The organism is Pseudomonas sp. MF09156, assembly GCF_059862305.1.
Window position 1 is genome coordinate 863,637 of sequence record NZ_JCBCUR010000001.1, and the last position, 18,164, is coordinate 881,800.

The following is an 18,164-nucleotide window of genomic DNA, read 5'->3' on the forward strand; positions in this document are numbered from 1 at the left end:
AGAAAGCCCCCGATACACTTTGGGTGTATCGGGGGCTTTTCAGCCTTGGAGGGTTAGCCCCAGGGCGGGCTCAGCTTATTGGCAAGCTTCGCAATCCGGCTCGTCAATCGCGCAGGCCTTTGGCACTGGCGCCGGACCGGCTGGAGCAGCCAGCACCGAATCATCACCGTGGTTGCCGCTGGATACAGCGTTCAGCTTACCGGTGTTGATGGTCGACTTCTCGGTGCTGGTCGCGGCCAGGGCACGGAGGTAGTAGGTGGTTTTCAGGCCACGGTACCAAGCCATGCGGTAGGTCACGTCGAGCTTCTTGCCCGAAGCACCGGCGATGTACAGGTTCAGGGACTGGGCCTGGTCGATCCACTTCTGACGACGGCTGGCGGCGTCAACGATCCACTTGGTGTCCACTTCGAAGGCCGTCGCGTAGAGCTCCTTGAGTTCTTGCGGGATGCGCTCGATCTGCTGCACCGAACCGTCGTAGTACTTCAGGTCGTTGATCATGACCGAGTCCCACAGGCCGCGGGCTTTCAGGTCGCGGACCAGGTACGGGTTGATCACGGTGAATTCGCCCGACAGGTTCGATTTCACATACAGGTTCTGGTAGGTCGGTTCGATCGACTGCGACACGCCAGTGATGTTGGCGATGGTCGCGGTCGGTGCGATGGCCATGATGTTGGAGTTACGAATACCTTTCTGCACACGGGCACGTACCGGCGCCCAGTCCAGGGATTCGTTGAGGTCAACGTCGATGTACTTCTGGCCACGCTGCTCGATCAGGATCTGTTGCGAGTCCAGCGGCAGGATGCCCTTGGACCACAGCGAACCCTGGAACGTCTCGTAGGCGCCGCGCTCGTCGGCCAGGTCGCAGGAAGCCTGGATCGCGTAGTAGCTGACCGCTTCCATGGACTTGTCGGCGAATTCGACCGCAGCGTCCGAACCGTAGGGAATGTGCTGCAGGTACAAAGCATCCTGGAAGCCCATGATCCCCAGGCCGACCGGACGGTGCTTGAAGTTGGAATTCTGCGCCTGTGGCACCGAGTAGTAGTTGATGTCGATAACGTTATCGAGCATGCGTACGGCGGTGTTGACGGTGCGTTCCAGCTTGGCGGTGTCCAGCTTGCCGCCCACGATGTGGTTCGGCAGGTTGATCGAGCCCAGGTTGCAAACGGCGATCTCGTCCTTGTTGGTGTTCAAGGTGATCTCGGTGCACAGGTTCGAGCTGTGGACCACGCCCACGTGCTGCTGTGGGCTGCGCAGGTTGCACGGGTCTTTGAAGGTCAACCATGGGTGGCCGGTTTCGAACAGCATCGACAGCATCTTGCGCCACAGGTCTTTGGCCTGGATGGTCTTGAACAGCTTGATCTTGCCTGGGTACTGGGACAGGGCTTCGTAGTACTCGTAGCGCTCTTCGAAGGCCTTGCCGGTCAGGTCGTGCAGGTCTGGTACTTCGGACGGCGAGAACAGGGTCCACGGGCCGTCATCGAAGACGCGCTTCATGAACAGGTCAGGGATCCAGTTGGCGGTGTTCATGTCGTGGGTACGACGACGATCATCACCGGTGTTCTTGCGCAGCTCGATGAACTCTTCAATGTCCATGTGCCAGGTTTCCAGGTACGCACACACTGCGCCTTTGCGCTTGCCACCCTGGTTTACGGCTACAGCGGTGTCGTTCACTACTTTGAGGAACGGTACAACGCCCTGGGACTTGCCGTTGGTGCCCTTGATGTACGAACCCAGTGCACGAACCGGAGTCCAGTCATTGCCCAGGCCGCCGGCGAATTTGGACAGCATGGCGTTGTCATGGATCGCGTGGTAGATGCCCGACAGGTCATCCGGCACGGTAGTCAGGTAGCAGCTCGACAGCTGTGGACGCAGGGTGCCGGCGTTGAACAGGGTCGGGGTCGACGACATGTAGTCGAAGGACGACAACAGGTTGTAGAACTCGATGGCACGGTCTTCTTTGTTCTTCTCTTCGATCGCCAGGCCCATGGCCACGCGCATGAAGAACACCTGCGGCAGTTCGAAGCGGATCCCGTCCTTGTGGATGAAGTAACGGTCATACAGGGTTTGCAGGCCCAGGTAGGTGAACTGTTGGTCACGCTCGTGGTTGATGGCCTTGCCGAGTTTTTCCAGGTCGAAGGTGGCCAGGATCGGGTTCAGCAATTCGAATTCGATACCCTTGGCGATGTAGGCAGGCAGGGCCTTGGCATACAGGTCGGCCATTTCGTGGTGGGTAGCGCTCTCGGCGACTTTCAGGAAACCCAGGCCTTCGGCACGCAGGGTGTCCATCAACAGGCGGGCGGTGACGAACGAGTAGTTCGGCTCACGCTCAACCAGGGTACGGGCGGTCATCACCAGGGCGGTGTTGACGTCGGTCAGGGCCACGCCGTCGTACAGGTTCTTCAGGGTTTCACGCTGGATCAGGTCGCCGTCGACTTCTTCAAGGCCTTCGCAGGCTTCGGTGATGATGGTGTTCAGGCGGCCCAGGTCCAGGGGCGCGAACGAACCATCAGCCAGGGTGATGCGGATCGACGGGTGAGCTTGCACGGCTTCGGCGGACGGTGCGTGTACGGCACGTTCCTTGGCACGCGAATCACGGTAGATCACGTAGTCGCGGGCCACTTTCTGCTCGCCGGCACGCATCAGGGCCAGTTCGACCTGGTCCTGGATTTCTTCGATGTGAATGGTGCCGCCCGAGGGCATGCGACGCTTGAAGGTCGCGGTGACTTGTTCGGTCAGGCGGGCAACGGTGTCGTGGATACGCGACGAAGCGGCAGCGGTGCCGCCTTCAACTGCAAGAAACGCTTTGGTGATGGCGACGGTGATTTTGTCATCGGTGTAAGGAACGACAGTGCCGTTACGCTTGATCACGCGCAATTGGCCGGGCGCGGTGGCGGACAGATCCATATTCGAATCAGCGCCCTGCGGCACGGAGCCTTGCGGGTTCTCGCGAGTTGTGTCGGTTTGCATGGGGGGTTGTCTCCACATTCTATATTTATTTGGGCACCATCACGGTGCCCACCGTTCCGTCCTGAAGCACTTACAACAGGCCTTGGCCTGGCATAACAACCTCGGGACAGGAGGAAGGGAGCTGTTCGCGCCGCTTCCATGCCGAAGTCTTCGGCGCCGAGCCTTGGGCTCTTTGCCGTATTCCTGAGTGGGTGTGGTTCGTATTGCAACACCCGTACCGCTTTCTCCCCTTCGGGCTTGAAAACAGCAGCCATCCGCGTGCGCGGTTTGGGCTTTCGAAAAAGGTTTAAGTTCCACCAAACAGGAGCAAGAAAGCACTTGAGTTTCTTGTCTGATTTGTGTTTGGTCTTTTCGCTTGAAACCCTACATGTAGGGTTTTTTTGGCAACGAGGTACAAGATAATGCGTTTTGGGGGGCTTAGCAACGCACTACCTGTGGATAACGCTGTGGGTAAAATGTGTATGAAAGGTAGAACCACCGTGTAGGCCGCAGTACTGCTGCATCGCACCGTTTGTCACCGAATATTCCAAGCTGAAAACACCCGGTTGGATTTTTGCGGGCGCGAACCCTATCACAAAAAAACGCGATCACCGAATGCATTTCCTGGCTTGTGTTTGAGGGTTGGGCCATGGCTACAATCGGCCTTTTATTCCTACACGGTTATGCCCTTTGTGCATGACAAATTAGGTATGGCTGGCGAAGATCCAAATGTGGGAGTGGGCTTGCCCGCGATAGCAGTGTGTCAGGCAACATATCTACTACTGATCCACCGTTGTCGCGGGCAAGCCCACTCCCACATTTGGACCTGCGCAGTCCGGACAAATCCCTTATAAAAACGAGGACCACCCGTGGAGCAAGAAGCCTGGCAGGTACTGATTGTCGAGGATGACCAGCGTCTGGCTGAGTTGACCCGTGACTACCTGGAAAGCAACGGCCTGCGGGTCGCCATAGAGGGCAACGGCGCCCTGGCGGTGGCGCGGATCATTGCCGAGCAGCCGGACCTGGTGATCCTCGACCTGATGCTGCCCGGCGAAGACGGCCTGAGCATCTGCCGCAAGGTGCGCGAGCGCTACGACGGGGTGATCCTGATGCTCACCGCGCGTACCGACGACATGGACCAGGTCCTGGGCCTGGACATGGGCGCCGATGACTATGTATGCAAACCCGTGCGCCCGCGCCTGCTGCTGGCGCGGATCCAGGCCTTGCTGCGGCGCAGCGAAAGCGCCGAGCCCGCCGCCGCGGAGAAACAGCGGCGCCTGCAATTCGGCCCGTTGGTGGTGGACAACGCCTTGCGCGAAGCCTGGCTGCACGACGGCGGTATCGAGCTGACCAGCGCCGAATTCGACCTGTTGTGGCTATTGGTGGCCAATGCCGGGCGCATCCTGTCCCGGGAAGAGATCTTCACCGCCCTGCGCGGGATCGGCTACGACGGCCAGGACCGCTCCATTGACGTACGCATCTCGCGGATCCGTCCGAAAATCGGCGACGACCCGATCCACCCGCGCCTGATCAAGACCATTCGCAGCAAAGGCTACCTGTTCGTCCCCGAAGCTTGCGCCGATATGCTGTCGTGAACTCGATCTTCCTGCGCATCTATGGCGGCATGTGTGCGGCGCTGATCCTGGTGGCCCTGCTCGGCGTCCTGGCCCTGCATCTGCTCAATGAGGTGCGCAGCGGCCAGTACCGCGAGCGCCTGGCCCACGGCACGTTTGCCCTGATGGGCGACAACCTGCAACCCATGAGCAGCATCGAGCGCCAGCGCGCCCTGGCGGTGTGGGAGCGTTTGTTGGGGATTCCCTTGCAATTGCAGGCGGTGGCGGATGCCCGCCTGGACCTGAGCCAGCGCAATCGCCTGCAGCGTGGCCAGGTCCTGGTGGAGCAGACCGGGCCCCATGCGGCCCGGGTGTTGCGCCTGGTCAGTGAAAAAGAGCAACTGCTGCTCACCGGCGAAGTGCAGCAGATCAGCGAGCAACTGGCCCGGGCCACCATTTATTTGCTGGCCGACGAACTCGTGCGGTTTCCGGTGGCCGAGCAGCCGCAACGGTTGGCAGACCTGAAGGAGGCCAAGGGTTTCGGCTTTGAAATGCACCTGCTGAAACTGAACGAAGCCGACATGGACGAGGACCAGCGGCGGCGCGTGGCTGAAGGCGACACGGTGATGGCCCTGGGCAAGGGCGGCGACTCGATCCGCGTATTTGCCGGCATGGTCGGCACGCCGTGGGTCCTGGAAATCGGTCCGCTGTACCAGATGAACCCTTACCCGGCGCAATGGCTGGTGCTGATCGCCTTGATCGGCCTGACCCTGATCGGCCTGATCGTGTATTTGCTGGTGCGCCAGCTGGAACGCCGCCTGCGCGGGCTGGAAGCGGCCGCCACGCGCATCGCCAAAGGCAACCTGGAAGCCCGGGTGCCGGCGCGCGGTGCCGACTCGGTAGGGCGCCTGGCATCGGCCTTCAACGGCATGGCCGAGCACTTGCAGCGCCTGCTGGCGATCCAGCGCGAACTGGTGCGCGCGGTGTCCCACGAACTGCGCACGCCGGTGGCGCGCCTGCGTTTTGGCCTGGAGATGATCGGCGAAGCCGCCACCCCCGAAGCCCGGCGTAAATATATGGAAGGCATGGACAGCGATATCCAGGACCTCGACGGCCTGGTGGACGAGATGCTGACCTATGCCCGCCTGGAGCAGGGGTCGCCGGCCTTGAGTTTCCAGCGGGTCGACCTGAGTGCCTTGCTCGACCAGGTGATCGGCGAGTTGGCGCCCCTGCGGCCGGGGATCGACGTGGCGCGGGGGGTGTGCCTGTCATCGGCGCACCTGGACGGGGCCTGGGTCGATGCCGAGCCGCGCTATCTGCACCGCGCCCTGCAAAACCTGGTGAGCAATGCCATGCGCCATGCCCAGTCGCGGGTGCTGATCAGCTACCAGGTGGGCCAGGTGCGTTGCCGTATCGATGTCGAAGACGATGGCCCAGGGGTTCCGGAAAGTGCCTGGGAGCGGATCTTTACCCCCTTCCTGCGCCTGGATGACAGCCGCACCCGGGCCTCGGGCGGGCATGGCCTGGGCTTGTCGATTGTGCGGCGGATTATCTACTGGCACGGCGGGCGGGCGTTGATCAGCAAGAGCAACAATCTGGGTGGCGCGTGTTTCAGCCTGAGTTGGCCTCGGGATCAGGACAAACCTTGAGACCGACATCCCAGGCAAGCCCCACATTTTGATGGGTGAACACCGTCAAATGTGGGAGCGGGCTTGCCCGCGATAGCTATCTATCAGGCGCCGATAGCCACCACACTCAACAACTGCCCCTCATGCACCACAAACTGCGCCTCCAACTCCTTGCCATAACACCACTCACTGGACAACTCCGTCAGCAACCGCAGGCGCAGCGAGCCTGTATCAGACCACTCCAGCACCTCGGCATGCTCAAAATAGAAGCGCTTGTGCACAATCGGGTAGAGCGCCTTGAACAGGCTCTCCTTGGCCGAAAACGTCAGGGTCACGCACTGCGCAATCTGCTCCCGTGGCCCGGCGGCCATGCGTTGCATCTCATCGGCGGTCAGGATTTCCCCGGCCAGGCGCTCGGCCCGTTCCAGGGGCAGCAGGTTTTCCAGGTCCATGCCCAGCCCGCGCCATTGCGCCTTGTGCCCGACGATAGCCGCTGCATGCCCCGTGCTATGGGTGATCGAGCCGCTGATATGAGCGGGCCAGACCGGCGCGCGGTCCTCACCGATGGCGGGGATGCAGTCCAAGCCATCGAGCCGTTGCAAGGCACTGCGGGCGCACAGCCGTCCGGCCAGAAACTCCGCCTGCCGCTTGGCCACCGAACGCTGGATACTGGCCGGTGGCGGCACGGCGCAGCGCTGGAAGTCACCGGCCTCGAGCAGTTTGGGTTCGAAACGGGTGCTCAGGAACACCGTGCCGGGCAAGGCGACGGGCAGCGGCCAATGATCATCAAGTGGGGTGCAGCAGGCGGGTATCAGGTTCATGGCGGCTATTCTGCACGGGGCGGCACACACCTGGGTAGCCCGCCGGTTCAGACTGTGTTCAGTTCAACGGCCGTAAACTGCACAAGCATACCTTCAGGGCCGCTATGATGTTTCCCTGCGGGACAGTGGATTGGCCTTGGAGAGCGTTATGAAATTGCTGGTTGTCGAAGATGAGGCGTTGTTGCGCCATCACCTGTTGACCCGTCTTGGCGACAGCGGCCACGTGGTCGAAGCCGTGGCCAACGCCGAAGAGGCGCTGTACCAGACCGGGCAATTCAATCACGACCTGGCGATCATCGACCTGGGCCTGCCCGGCATGGGCGGCCTGGACCTGATCCGCCAACTGCGGGCCCAGGCCAAGACCTTCCCGATCCTGATCCTGACCGCGCGTGGCAACTGGCAGGACAAGGTCGAAGGCTTGGCCGCCGGGGCCGACGACTATGTGGTCAAGCCCTTCCAGTTCGAGGAACTGGAGGCACGGATGAACGCACTGCTGCGCCGCTCCAGTGGTTTTACCCAATCGACCATCGTCGCCGGCCCGCTGCTGCTGGACCTCAACCGCAAGCAGGCGTCCCTCGACGAACAGCCCCTGGCGCTGACGGCCTATGAGTACCGGATCCTCGAATACCTGATGCGTCATCACCAGCAAGTGGTGGCCAAGGACCGGTTGATGGAACAACTCTATCCCGATGACGACGAGCGCGACCCGAACGTGATCGAGGTGCTGGTCGGCCGCCTGCGTCGCAAGCTCGAAGGCCCGGCCGGGTTCAAGCCCATCGATACCGTGCGCGGCCTGGGCTACCTGTTTAACGAGCGCTGCCGTTGATCCGTTCGCTCCGTGTGCGCCTGATGCTGGCGGCCACCACCCTGGCCGTGTTGTTCATGCTGGCGCTGTTGCCGGCGATGCAGGGCGCGTTCAGCCTGGCGTTGCAGGATTCCATCGAGCAACGCCTGGCGTCGGATGTGACCACACTGATCTCTGCCGCGCGGGTTGATAACAACCGCTTGCTGATGCCGGCGCAGTTGCCGGACGAGCGCTTCAACCTGACCGACAGCCGCCTGCTGGGCTACATCTATGACCGCGAAGGCCACCTGGTCTGGCGTTCGCGGGCGACCCGCGAAGAAAACATCAACTACCGCCCGCGCTACGACGGGCGCGGCAATGAGTTTGCGAAGATTCGCGAGGCCAACGGCCAGGAATTCTTCGTGTATGACGTCGAGGTCAAGCTACTGGGGGGCAAGAGCGCGGCGTTCAGTATCGTCGCCCTGCAACCGGTGCGCGAATACCAGGTGACCCTGGAAGGCCTGCGGGAAAACCTCTACCTGGGCTTCGGCGCCGCCTTGCTGGTGCTGTTGAGCCTGCTGTGGATCGGCCTGACCTGGGGCTTGCAGGCCTTGCGCCGGCTGAGTCAGGAGTTGGATGAAATCGAAGGCGGCACCCGCGAAAGCCTCAGTGAGCAACACCCACGGGAGCTGCTGCGCCTGACCGGCTCCCTCAACCGCTTGCTGCACAGCGAGCGCGAGCAGCGCACCCGTTACCGTGACTCCTTGGACGACCTGGCCCACAGCCTGAAAACCCCGCTGGCGGTGTTGCAGGGCGTGAGTGAAGACATGGCCCAGCGCCCCCAGGACCTTGAGCAGGCGAGGGTCCTGCAGTCGCAGATCGAGCGCATGAGCCAGCAGATCAGCTACCAGTTGCAGCGCGCCAGCCTGCGCAAAAGCGGCCTGGTGCGCCACCAGGTGCGCTTGCGGCCGGTGCTGCAAAGCCTGTGTGACACCCTGGACAAGGTCTACCGCGACAAACGCGTGCGGGTGTCTTTCGCGTTGCCGGAGCAATGCGACGTGCCCATCGAGCAGGGCGCCTTGCTGGAATTGCTCGGCAACCTGCTGGAAAACGCCTACCGCCTGTGCCTGAGCGAAGTGCGCGTGACCCTGGATGAAGGTGCCGATGGCGTGCGCTTGTGCATCGAAGACGACGGCCCCGGCGTGCCTCCCGACCAGCGTGCGCGGATCCTGCAGCGCGGCGAGCGTCTGGATCGCCAGCATCCGGGGCAGGGGATCGGGTTGGCGGTGGTCAAGGATATTATTGAGAGCTACGGCGCGCGGTTGACCCTGGGGGATTCGCCTTTAGGAGGCGCGGCGTTCAGGATTCATTTTCCGGCGCTGTGATCTTTGTTGATTCGCCGGCCCTATCGCAGGCAAGCCAGCTCCCACATTTTGATGTGTGAACACAATTAAATGTGGGAGCTGGCTTGCCTGCGATGGGGCCCGACCTCAACTCTCCTGCGCCCGATAAGCCCCCGGCGTCACCCCCGTCCACTTCTTGAACGCCCGATGAAACGCCGACGGCTCGGAAAACCCCAACTGCTCGGCAATCTCCTGCAACGACAGATCCGCCCGCCCCAGATGAAAAATCGCAATATCGCGGCGCAATTCGTCCTTGAGTGCCTGGAAGCTGGTGCCTTCGTCACGCAAATGCCGGCGCAGGGTCTGGGGGCTGATGTGCAGGTGCTGCGCCACGGCCTCCAGGTCTGGCCAGGGCGTGCGGTCGCGGCTCAGCAGGCGGCGTAACTGGCTGCGCAGGCTGTCGCCTTCGTCTGGCCGGGACAGCAGGTCGGCGGGTGAGCGTTCGAGGAAGAGCTTGAGGGTGCGCTCATCCTGTAGCAGAGGCAGGTTCAGGTAGCGGCAGTGGAACAGCAGGCTGCTGCTGGACGCGCTGAACACCAGAGGGCAGGGGAACAGCAGGTCGTATTCGCTGGCATGGGCCGGCATCGGGTAGCTGAAGGTTGCCTGCTCCAGGCGGATACGCTGGCCAATCAGCCAACTGCCGAGGCGATGCCAGATCACCAGCAGGCTTTCGCTCAAGAAATAATCCGGGTCCCACAGTTGCGAGTCATCCAGGCTCAGGCGCGCCATATCGCCTTCACGGCTCAGGCGCCAGCGTGGCCCCTGGGGGAACAGGCTGTAGAACAGCAGCCCGCGCTCCAGGGCCTTCTCCAGGGTGCGGCAGTGAATCAGTGCGTGGCACATCATGGCAAAGGTGCCGCGCTTGCTCGGCCCATCGGCGAAGCCCAGGTATTCGTCATCCAGGGCCAGCCACAACCGTTGCAACAGTTGCGTGAACTGCTCCGGCGCGATGCGCGCGCGGGGTTCTGCCAGCAGTTCCGGGGTAATCCCCAGTTGCTGCAACAGCGTCGAGCAGTCGTAGCCGGCCCGGCGCGCGCCGCCCAGGGCGGCGCGGGCGTAGTGACTGGCGATGGTGCGTTCGCGCATGCAGGGGCCTCGTCCATTGAATGGCCGATGGTAGCCATCGTGCTGTGGGTGGACAAGGCGGATATCCGCCAAATTGTAGGACGAGATCGGATCGCTGGGCGGATATCCGCCACCTGTCGTCATCTGCAAAACCACCGCTGATAGCCATCAACCCCCATGTTTTGCGGGCTCCAGGGCTTTTGAGGAAAGTGGCACGCCGTTTGCGATAGGGATTACAGATCTGCCAGCCAGCAGCTCGCCAAAACAAATCCCTCCAGTGCAGGAGGGTTCGCAATTCAAGTGTCGTGGGCAATGGCGGATATTTGCCCCACGGGACTCTTGAGGAAACTTTGCAATGACGACTCGTCAGCCGTTCTACAAAACCCTGTATTTCCAGGTAATCGTTGCCATCGTTATCGGTATCCTGCTCGGTCACTTCTACCCGCAGACCGGTGTGGCCCTCAAGCCATTGGGTGACGGCTTTATCAAGCTGATCAAAATGGTCATCGCCCCGATCATCTTCTGTACCGTGGTCAGCGGCATCGCCGGCATGCAGAACATGAAGTCGGTGGGCAAGACCGGCGGCTACGCGCTGCTGTACTTCGAAATCGTCTCCACCATCGCCCTGCTGATCGGCCTGGTCGTGGTCAACGTGGTGCAGCCAGGCGCTGGCATGCACATCGACGTTGCGACCCTGGACGCTTCGAAAGTCGCGGCCTACGTCACTGCCGGTAAAGACCAGAGCATCGTCGGCTTTATCCTCAACGTGATCCCCAACACCATCGTCGGCGCCTTCGCCAACGGCGATATCCTGCAAGTGCTGATGTTCTCGGTGATCTTCGGTTTCGCCCTGCACCGCCTGGGTGCCTACGGCAAGCCGGTGCTGGACTTCATCGATCGCTTCGCCCACGTGATGTTCAACATCATCAACATGATCATGAAGCTTGCGCCGATCGGTGCCCTGGGCGCCATGGCGTTCACCATCGGTGCCTACGGTGTCGGCTCGCTGGTGCAACTGGGCCAGTTGATGATCTGCTTCTACATCACCTGCGTGCTGTTCGTGCTGGTGGTCCTGGGTGGCATCTGCCGCGCCCACGGCTTCAGCGTCCTGAAACTGGTGCGCTACATCCGTGAAGAGCTGCTGATCGTCCTCGGTACTTCCTCCTCCGAGTCCGCACTGCCGCGCATGCTGATCAAGATGGAACGCCTGGGTGCCAAGAAGTCGGTTGTAGGCCTGGTGATCCCGACGGGCTACTCCTTCAACCTCGACGGTACTTCGATCTACCTGACCATGGCTGCCGTGTTCATCGCCCAGGCGACTGACACCCACATGGACATCACCCACCAGATCACCCTGCTGCTGGTGCTGTTGCTGTCCTCCAAAGGCGCTGCGGGCGTGACCGGTAGTGGCTTTATCGTCCTGGCCGCAACCCTGTCGGCGGTTGGCCACCTGCCGGTTGCCGGCCTGGCGCTGATCCTCGGTATCGACCGCTTCATGTCCGAGGCCCGTGCCCTGACCAACCTGGTCGGTAACGCCGTGGCGACCATCGTCGTCGCCAAGTGGGTCAAGGAACTGGACACCGACAAGCTGCAAAGCGAGCTGGATTCCGGCGGTACCGGTATCTCCGAAACCCGCGAACTGGATGACCTGGGCGTGGCCGAAGGCCCGGCACCAGCGATCAAGTAAACGCTGGCGCAGTCCTGAAAAACCCATCTTCGGATGGGTTTTTTTATGGGCGCACGAGCACAACGGTCACTGTCGATGATGCTTACGGTAATTGCCGCTGTTGCCCAAGGCTGACTACTCTGTGCCCCATCGAACTGGAATCGGAGCTCCCATGTCAGGCCCCTTGGCGTCCCTTAAAGTGCTGGATTTCTCGACCTTGCTGCCGGGGCCTTTTGCCTCGCTGCTGTTGGCGGACATGGGCGCCGAGGTGCTGCGCATCGAATCCCCCACGCGCATGGACCTGCTGCGGGTGTTGCCGCCCCACGACCGTGGCGTGTCGGCCAGTCATGCCTACCTCAACCGCAACAAGCGCAGCCTGGCCCTGGACCTCAAGCAGCCCGAGGCGCTGGAGATCGTGCGGCAATTGGTGGCGGAGTACGACATTGTGCTGGAGCAATTTCGCCCCGGAGTCATGGAGCGTCTGGGCTTGGGGTATGAGGCGTTGAAGGCGCTCAACCCGAAGCTGATCTATGTGTCCATCACCGGCTATGGCCAGACAGGCCCCTACAAGGACCGCGCCGGCCATGACATCAACTACCTGGCCCTGTCTGGCGTCGCCAGCTACACCGGGCGCCAGGACAGCGGCCCAGTGCCCCTGGGCGTGCAATTGGCGGATGTGGGCGGCGGCTCGTTGCATGCCGTGGTCGGCCTGCTGGCGGCAGTGATTGCGCGCCAGCACAGCGGGCTGGGCCAGTACCTGGACGTGAGCATGACCGACTGCGCCTTCAGCCTCAACGCCATGGCCGGCGCGGCCTACCTAGCCTGTGGCGTGGAGCCTGGGCGCGAAGACCAGGTACTCAATGGCGGCAGCTTCTACGATTACTACCGCTCGCGGGACGGGCGCTGGCTGTCGGTGGGTAGCCTGGAGCCGGGGTTTATGCAGCAACTGTGTGGCGCGCTGGGGCGCCCGGAATTGGCGGCCCAGGGCTTGTCGCCCAAGCCCGAACAGCAAAAGGCCCTCAAGCAGGCGCTGCAAGTGGAGTTTGAGCGGCACAGCTTCGAGGAGCTGTGTGCGTTGTTTGCCGGGGTCGATGCTTGCGTGGAGCCGGTGCTCAGCCTTGGCGAAGCCCTGCAGCATCCGCAGTTGCAGGCCCGCGAGCTGGTGAGCCAAGTGCCCCGCGGGGATGGCTCGTTCCAGGCTCAGATGGCATGCCCGCTGAAGTTTTCCGAGGGCGTGCCGCAGCCGAGGCATATTGGCGCTGCGGTGGGGGCGCACAGTGATGAGGTGCTGGGGGAATTGGGTTTGAGCACTCAGCGGATCGCCGAGCTGCGGGGTGCCAGGGTGGTGGGGTAGTGGCTGTTCTGGCCCCTTCGCGGGCAAGCCCGCTCCCACATTCTGAATGTATTCACAAATCAAAATGTGGGAGCGGGCTTGCCCGCGAAGGGGCCCAAACAGGCCCCCAAAAACCTCACTCCACCCGCGTCTCCCCAGTAAACACCAACGTCTCCCGACAGCGCCGGCACAAATACCGCCGGCCCTGGTTCACCAGCCCATGGCGCTGGGCCGAGAACGGGAAGTCACTGTCGGCACACGGGCACCGGTAGATATAACGAGTCACCCGCCGGCGCTGAATCTCATAGGTATGGCAGCGATCAGGCGGCAGTTCGTAGACCCCGCGCATGATCAGTTGCCATTCCTCGCCATGGGGCTGGATGCGCTCGCCAAACAACTGGTGGGCGATCAGGTGCGCCACTTCGTGGGCCACCGTCTGTTTGAGGAAGTGTTGGCTGTTTTCTCGGTACAACTGGGGGTTGAAGCGCAGCAGGTTCTCGTGCAAATGCGCGACACCGGCTTTCTGCCCACGCAGCTTGAGGCTGACCTGGGGGCGTTTGAAACTTCGTTTGAAAAAGGATTCGGCTTGTAGGAAACAATCTTCGACGCGGGTATTGAGTTGCTCGGGCATGCTGTACATATCTCCAGAGACGCCCAGTATGCCGCATCCACGGGTGTTTCCGAATCTGTCAGGCGCCGAATGGTCATGCATAACGCACAAAGCCACCTTGCGGTGGCTGTTCCTGCGCTGGTAAGACGGCTAGTTGGTGTAGATCGGCCCCACGCCCAGGCCCCAGACAATCACCGTAAACGCCATGATCGCCACCAGTACCACCAGGCCTACGGCCAGTACCGAGCTGGAAAACAGGAAGCCTTCGTCCGGGTCGATGCTCATGAAGGTCGGCAATCCCACATACAGCAGGTACACCGTGTAGCAGATGGCGGCCGTGCCCACGACCATGCCTAGCCACATATGCGGATACAGCGCCGCCAGCCCGCCGATAAACAGTGGCGTCGCGGTATAGGTGGCGAACGCGACGCAGCGCGCCATGCTCGGATTGGCGTCATAGGTGCGCGCCATCCAGTGAATGAAGGCGCCCATCACCGCAACGCCGCCGAGCATCGCCAGGTACGACATGATAGTCATCCACAATGCACTTTCCTGGGTCAGCATGACCGGGGAGCGATTGCCGATGACCCAGCCGACCTGGGTGGTGCCGATAAAGGCTGATACGGCGGGGATCGCCGCAAGAATCAGCGTGTGAGTGAGGTACATGTGGCCGATGCTTTCTTCTTTATCGCCACGAATTTCCCGCCATTCCTGGTCGGGATGGGTGAAAAGCCCCACGACGTGATGGATCATGCGAGTCACTCCTGTCGTTATTACCATCGCCCCCCAAGCGGAGCGCCCGCCGGCCAAGTGGCCTGAAAGGTCTGGATACATGTGCGACCTTATGTCGCAGTATAGGAAGTCATGACCGGAAAAAGTGTGGGGCTTTAGAGCAAATTGCGCTGTAAACACGGGGCTTAATCGCGCCTGGGTCTGTGACGTGGAATGCAGTCCCCTGTGGGAGCTGGTTTGCCTGCGATGGCGGTGGGTCAGTTGCCAGAAACAGTGGCTGGACTGCCGCTATCGCGGGCAAGCCCGCTCCCACAGGGGATCTCACTGGGGCAGAGAATTTTGGCCCCACCACAGATCAAGTGTAGGAGCTGGCTTGCCTGCGATGGCGGTGGGTCAGTTACCAGCAACAGTGGCTAGACTGCCGCTATCGGGAGCAAACCCGTCCCACATTGGAACTCGGTGCTCCATACCGCTAAAATGCCCGGCTTTTCGTCACACACCTTTTTCGCGGATCCAAGCGCCATGGGCACCCTTACCGTCAATCAGAACAAACTGCAAAAACGCCTGCGGCGCCTGGCCGGTGAGGCTGTCGCTGACTTCAACATGATCGAGGAGGGCGACAAGGTCATGGTCTGCCTGTCCGGCGGCAAGGACAGCTACACCATGCTGGACGTGCTGATGCACCTGCAGAAGGTCGCGCCGATCAAGTTCGACATCGTTGCCGTCAACATGGACCAGAAGCAGCCCGGGTTCCCCGAGGACGTGCTGCCGGCCTACCTCAAGACCCTGGGCATCGAGTACCACATCGTCGAGAAAGACACCTATTCGGTGGTCAAGGAACTGATCCCGGAAGGCAAGACCACCTGCTCGCTGTGCTCGCGCCTGCGCCGTGGCACCCTGTACACCTTTGCCGATGAAATTGGCGCAACCAAGATGGCCCTGGGTCATCACCGCGACGACATCGTCGAGACGTTCTTTCTCAACATGTTCTTCAACGGCTCCCTCAAGGCCATGCCGCCCAAGCTGCGCGCCGACGACGGCCGCAACGTGGTGATCCGCCCGCTGGCGTATTGCAACGAGAAGGACATCCAGGCCTACTCCGACTTCAAGCAATTCCCGATCATCCCCTGCAACCTCTGTGGCTCCCAGGAGAACCTGCAGCGCCAGGTGGTCAAGGACATGCTCCAGGAGTGGGAGCGCAAGACGCCGGGGCGCACCGAAAGCATCTTCCGCAGCTTGCAGAACGTGATCCCGTCGCAACTGGCCGACCGCAACCTGTTCGACTTCACCAGCCTGCGCATCGACGAGACCGCCGCTTCGCGCTTCGTCAACATTGTGAACCTCTGAGTCTTTTCCAGGCTCTGACAGACGGCGCTCATAGGCGCCGTTTTCATTTCAACCCGTAGGAGAGGGCATGCGCGATTACAAATGGCTGCACGAATACTGTCTGAACCGCTTTGGTTCGGCGGCCGAGCTCGAAGCCCACCTGCCTGTGCCCAAGACGCCGGCGCAATTGCGCCAGATCAGCGATGACCGCTACCTGTCGACCCTGTCGCTGCGGGTGTTTCGCGCCGGGCTCAAGCACAGTGTAGTGGACGCCAAGTGGCCGGCGTTCGAGCAAGTGTTCTTCGGCTTTGATCCCGAGAAAGTCGTGTTGATGGGCGCCGAGCACCTTGAGCGGCTGATGCAGGACACGCGGATCATCCGCCACCTGGGCAAGCTCAAGAGCGTGCCGCGCAATGCGCAGATGATCCTCGATGTCGAGCAGGAGAAGGGCAGCTTCGCGGCGTTGATCGCCGACTGGCCGGTGACCGATATCGTCGGCTTGTGGAAATACCTGAGCAAGCACGGCCACCAGTTGGGCGGGCTGTCGGCGCCGCGCTTTTTGCGCATGGTGGGCAAGGACACGTTTGTGCCGAGCTACGACGTAGTCGCGGCGCTGAATGCGCAGGAGATTGTCGACAAGGCCCCCACCAGCCTGCGGGACCTGGCGACGGTGCAGGCGGCGTTCAACCAATGGCACGCCGAGAGCGGGCGGCCGATGTGCCAGTTGTCGATGATGCTGGCGTTTACCGTCAACCATTGAGACCGCGGTGCTGCCATCGCAGGCAAGTCGAATCGTCGCACCACCGTAGCTCCCACATTTGGAATGCATTCCCCTGTGGGAGCTGGCTTGCCTGCGATGGGGGCCTGACTGGCCCCACATACCCCTCAGGCTGGCTGACCTTCCCCCGCCAACCGCCGATTCAACTGGAACCGCCAGCGCACATACAGCAGCGCCGTGCAGAACACCGCCAGGCTCGCCAGCATCTCCAGCACGCCAAACCACTGGCGGTTCGGGTCATAGGCCGCCAGGGCGCCCTTGATGAAATACAGATTCACCACAAAGCACATCCACGAATGCCCGCGCGCACTGCCCATGAGCATGCCCGGCGCGAGGATCAGCAACGGCACCAGTTCGATCAGCAAGATCACCCAGGGCCGCGCGCCATGCAGGTCGGCGACCAGCAGGTAGTACAGGCAGAGCAACCCCACCAGGCCCAGGAACGCCAGCAGGCTCAAGGCCCGTGCCACTTTGACCCGGGGTTCCAGCCAGGCCTGGGCCGGCAGGACTTTAGGCTTCTTGGCCACGGCCACTCTCCAGTTTCGCCGCAGTTTTCGCCAGGCGTAGGCCCAGGGCGCGGCACAGGGCGATTTCATGGGGGTCCAGGGCGCGTTTGCCGTCAGCGCCGGAATGGTGGCTGGCGCCGTAGGGCGTGCCGCCGCCCTGGGTGTCGAGCAAGGCCTGTTCGCTGTAGGGCAGGCCGGTGATCAGCATGCCGTGGTGCAGCAACGGCAGCAGCATGGACATCAAGGTGGTTTCCTGGCCGCCGTGCAGGCTGGCGGTCGAGGTGAAGACCCCGGCTGGCTTGCCGACGAGGGCGCCGGTCAGCCACAGGTTACTGGTGCCGTCGAGAAAGTACTTCAGCGGCGCGGCCATGTTGCCAAAACGCGTCGGGCTGCCCAGGGCCAGGCCCGCGCAGTTCTTCAGGTCGTCGAGGCTGGCGTAGAGTGCGCCTTCGGCGGGGATGCTCGGGGCGACGGCCTCGCATTCGCTGGAAATCGCCGGCACAGTGCGCAGGCGCGCTTCCAGGCCGCCTTGCTCGATGCCCCGGGCAATTTGCCGGGCCATTTCGCTGACCGAGCCGTTGCGGCTGTAATACAGCACCAGGATGTAGGGCGCGCTCACGGCAGAAGCTCCAGGATGTTTTCCGGCGGACGGCCAATCACGGCCTTGTCGGCGGTGGCCAGGATCGGCCGTTCCATCAATTTGGGATGGGCGGCGATGGCGGCAATCAACTGCGCCTCGCTGAGGCTGGCGTCGGCCAGGTTGAGGGTCTTGTATTCGTCTTCGCCGTTGCGCAGCAATTGCCGGGCGCCGATCCCCAGCTTGCCGAGCAGGGCTTCAAGCTGCGCGGCGTCCAGCGGGGTTTCCAGGTAACGCACCACGTTGGGCGTGAGGCCACGGGCTTGCAGCAGTTCGAGCGCACCGCGGGATTTCGAGCAGCGCGGGTTGTGATAAAGCGTCAGATCGGTCATGTGCGGGTCGCATCTTGCGTAAGGTGGCGGGTATTCTACCCGCG

At 62.1% G+C, this 18,164-nt stretch carries 16 protein-coding genes; 8 read left to right on the forward strand and 8 right to left on the reverse strand.

Translation table 11 applies throughout. The features are described 5' to 3' along the window. Positions 1-75 precede the first annotated feature (75 nt). Entirely contained in the window at positions 76-2,967 is a 2,892-nt protein-coding gene (locus AC19YY_RS04140; RefSeq protein ID WP_170043770.1) for a ribonucleoside-diphosphate reductase subunit alpha, read from the reverse strand. An 848-nt stretch (positions 2,968-3,815) separates the two neighbouring features. On the opposite strand from AC19YY_RS04140, the gene AC19YY_RS04145 reads away from it, so the two are divergent. Further along, on the forward strand, positions 3,816-4,541 hold the full coding sequence (locus AC19YY_RS04145; protein ID WP_169955182.1) for a response regulator: 726 nt from the start codon (positions 3,816-3,818) through the stop codon (positions 4,539-4,541). Continuing rightward, positions 4,538-6,148, forward strand: coding sequence for an ATP-binding protein (locus AC19YY_RS04150; RefSeq protein ID WP_169955183.1), 1,611 nt, complete (start codon positions 4,538-4,540; stop codon positions 6,146-6,148). The genes AC19YY_RS04145 and AC19YY_RS04150 overlap by 4 nt, the downstream gene beginning before the upstream one ends. A gap of 83 nt (positions 6,149-6,231) precedes the next feature. On the opposite strand, the gene AC19YY_RS04155 is transcribed toward AC19YY_RS04150, so the two are convergent. Further along, positions 6,232-6,948, reverse strand: a complete 717-nt coding sequence (locus AC19YY_RS04155; RefSeq protein ID WP_432754507.1) for a 4'-phosphopantetheinyl transferase family protein — start codon at positions 6,946-6,948, stop codon at positions 6,232-6,234. Positions 6,949-7,096: 148 nt separating this feature from the next. Between AC19YY_RS04155 and AC19YY_RS04160 the strand changes: the two genes are divergently transcribed. Next, entirely contained in the window at positions 7,097-7,774 is a 678-nt protein-coding gene (locus tag AC19YY_RS04160; RefSeq protein ID WP_169955185.1) for a response regulator transcription factor, read from the forward strand. Further along, complete coding sequence (locus AC19YY_RS04165) at positions 7,771-9,117, forward strand: ATP-binding protein (RefSeq protein WP_170043768.1); 1,347 nt, start codon at positions 7,771-7,773, stop codon at positions 9,115-9,117. The genes AC19YY_RS04160 and AC19YY_RS04165 overlap by 4 nt, the downstream gene beginning before the upstream one ends. A 105-nt stretch (positions 9,118-9,222) precedes the next feature. On the opposite strand, the gene AC19YY_RS04170 is transcribed toward AC19YY_RS04165, so the two are convergent. Then, positions 9,223-10,221, reverse strand: a complete 999-nt coding sequence (locus AC19YY_RS04170) for an AraC family transcriptional regulator (protein ID WP_500603882.1) — start codon at positions 10,219-10,221, stop codon at positions 9,223-9,225. 334 nt (positions 10,222-10,555) lie between these two features. Between AC19YY_RS04170 and AC19YY_RS04175 the strand changes: the two genes are divergently transcribed. Both AC19YY_RS04175 and AC19YY_RS04180 read left to right on the forward strand, forming a co-directional pair. Further along, positions 10,556-11,887 carry a dicarboxylate/amino acid:cation symporter gene (locus tag AC19YY_RS04175; protein WP_169955188.1) on the forward strand — a complete coding sequence of 444 codons (1,332 nt, stop codon included), beginning with the start codon at positions 10,556-10,558 and terminating at the stop codon, positions 11,885-11,887. 151 nt (positions 11,888-12,038) lie between these two features. Further along, the gene (locus AC19YY_RS04180) at positions 12,039-13,220 is read left to right on the forward strand and encodes a CaiB/BaiF CoA transferase family protein (protein WP_500603883.1); all 1,182 of its coding nucleotides are present in this window, start codon (positions 12,039-12,041) and stop codon (positions 13,218-13,220) included. Between the two features lie 115 nt (positions 13,221-13,335). On the opposite strand, the gene AC19YY_RS04185 is transcribed toward AC19YY_RS04180, so the two are convergent. Together AC19YY_RS04185 and AC19YY_RS04190 are read right to left on the reverse strand one after the other, a co-directional pair. Next, positions 13,336-13,830 carry a SprT family zinc-dependent metalloprotease gene (locus AC19YY_RS04185; RefSeq protein ID WP_169955190.1) on the reverse strand — a complete coding sequence of 165 codons (495 nt, stop codon included), beginning with the start codon at positions 13,828-13,830 and terminating at the stop codon, positions 13,336-13,338. Positions 13,831-13,959: 129 nt separating this feature from the next. Further along, positions 13,960-14,562: a Yip1 family protein gene (locus AC19YY_RS04190; RefSeq protein ID WP_057439628.1), complete on the reverse strand. Its 603-nt coding sequence runs from the start codon at positions 14,560-14,562 to the stop codon at positions 13,960-13,962. A 501-nt stretch (positions 14,563-15,063) separates the two neighbouring features. On the opposite strand from AC19YY_RS04190, the gene ttcA reads away from it, so the two are divergent. Together ttcA and AC19YY_RS04200 are read left to right on the forward strand one after the other, a co-directional pair. After that, complete coding sequence (ttcA, locus tag AC19YY_RS04195) at positions 15,064-15,888, forward strand: tRNA 2-thiocytidine(32) synthetase TtcA (RefSeq protein WP_029299748.1); 825 nt, start codon at positions 15,064-15,066, stop codon at positions 15,886-15,888. A gap of 67 nt (positions 15,889-15,955) precedes the next feature. Beyond that, positions 15,956-16,627 (forward strand): DNA-3-methyladenine glycosylase I, encoded by a 672-nt coding sequence (locus tag AC19YY_RS04200; protein ID WP_057960415.1) that lies wholly within the window; start codon positions 15,956-15,958, stop codon positions 16,625-16,627. Between the two features lie 125 nt (positions 16,628-16,752). Here the strand turns inward: AC19YY_RS04200 and AC19YY_RS04205 are convergent, their stop codons facing one another. From AC19YY_RS04205 to arsC, 3 genes are read right to left on the reverse strand one after another with little or no spacing between them, the layout of a single operon-like run. Then, positions 16,753-17,172 (reverse strand): DUF2069 domain-containing protein, encoded by a 420-nt coding sequence (locus tag AC19YY_RS04205; RefSeq protein ID WP_500603884.1) that lies wholly within the window; start codon positions 17,170-17,172, stop codon positions 16,753-16,755. Next, on the reverse strand, positions 17,156-17,770 hold the full coding sequence (gene wrbA / locus AC19YY_RS04210) for an NAD(P)H:quinone oxidoreductase (protein ID WP_169955192.1): 615 nt from the start codon (positions 17,768-17,770) through the stop codon (positions 17,156-17,158). The genes AC19YY_RS04205 and wrbA overlap by 17 nt, the downstream gene beginning before the upstream one ends. After that, positions 17,767-18,120 carry an arsenate reductase (glutaredoxin) gene (arsC, locus tag AC19YY_RS04215; RefSeq protein WP_500603885.1) on the reverse strand — a complete coding sequence of 118 codons (354 nt, stop codon included), beginning with the start codon at positions 18,118-18,120 and terminating at the stop codon, positions 17,767-17,769. The genes wrbA and arsC overlap by 4 nt, the downstream gene beginning before the upstream one ends. Positions 18,121-18,164 lie beyond the last annotated feature (44 nt).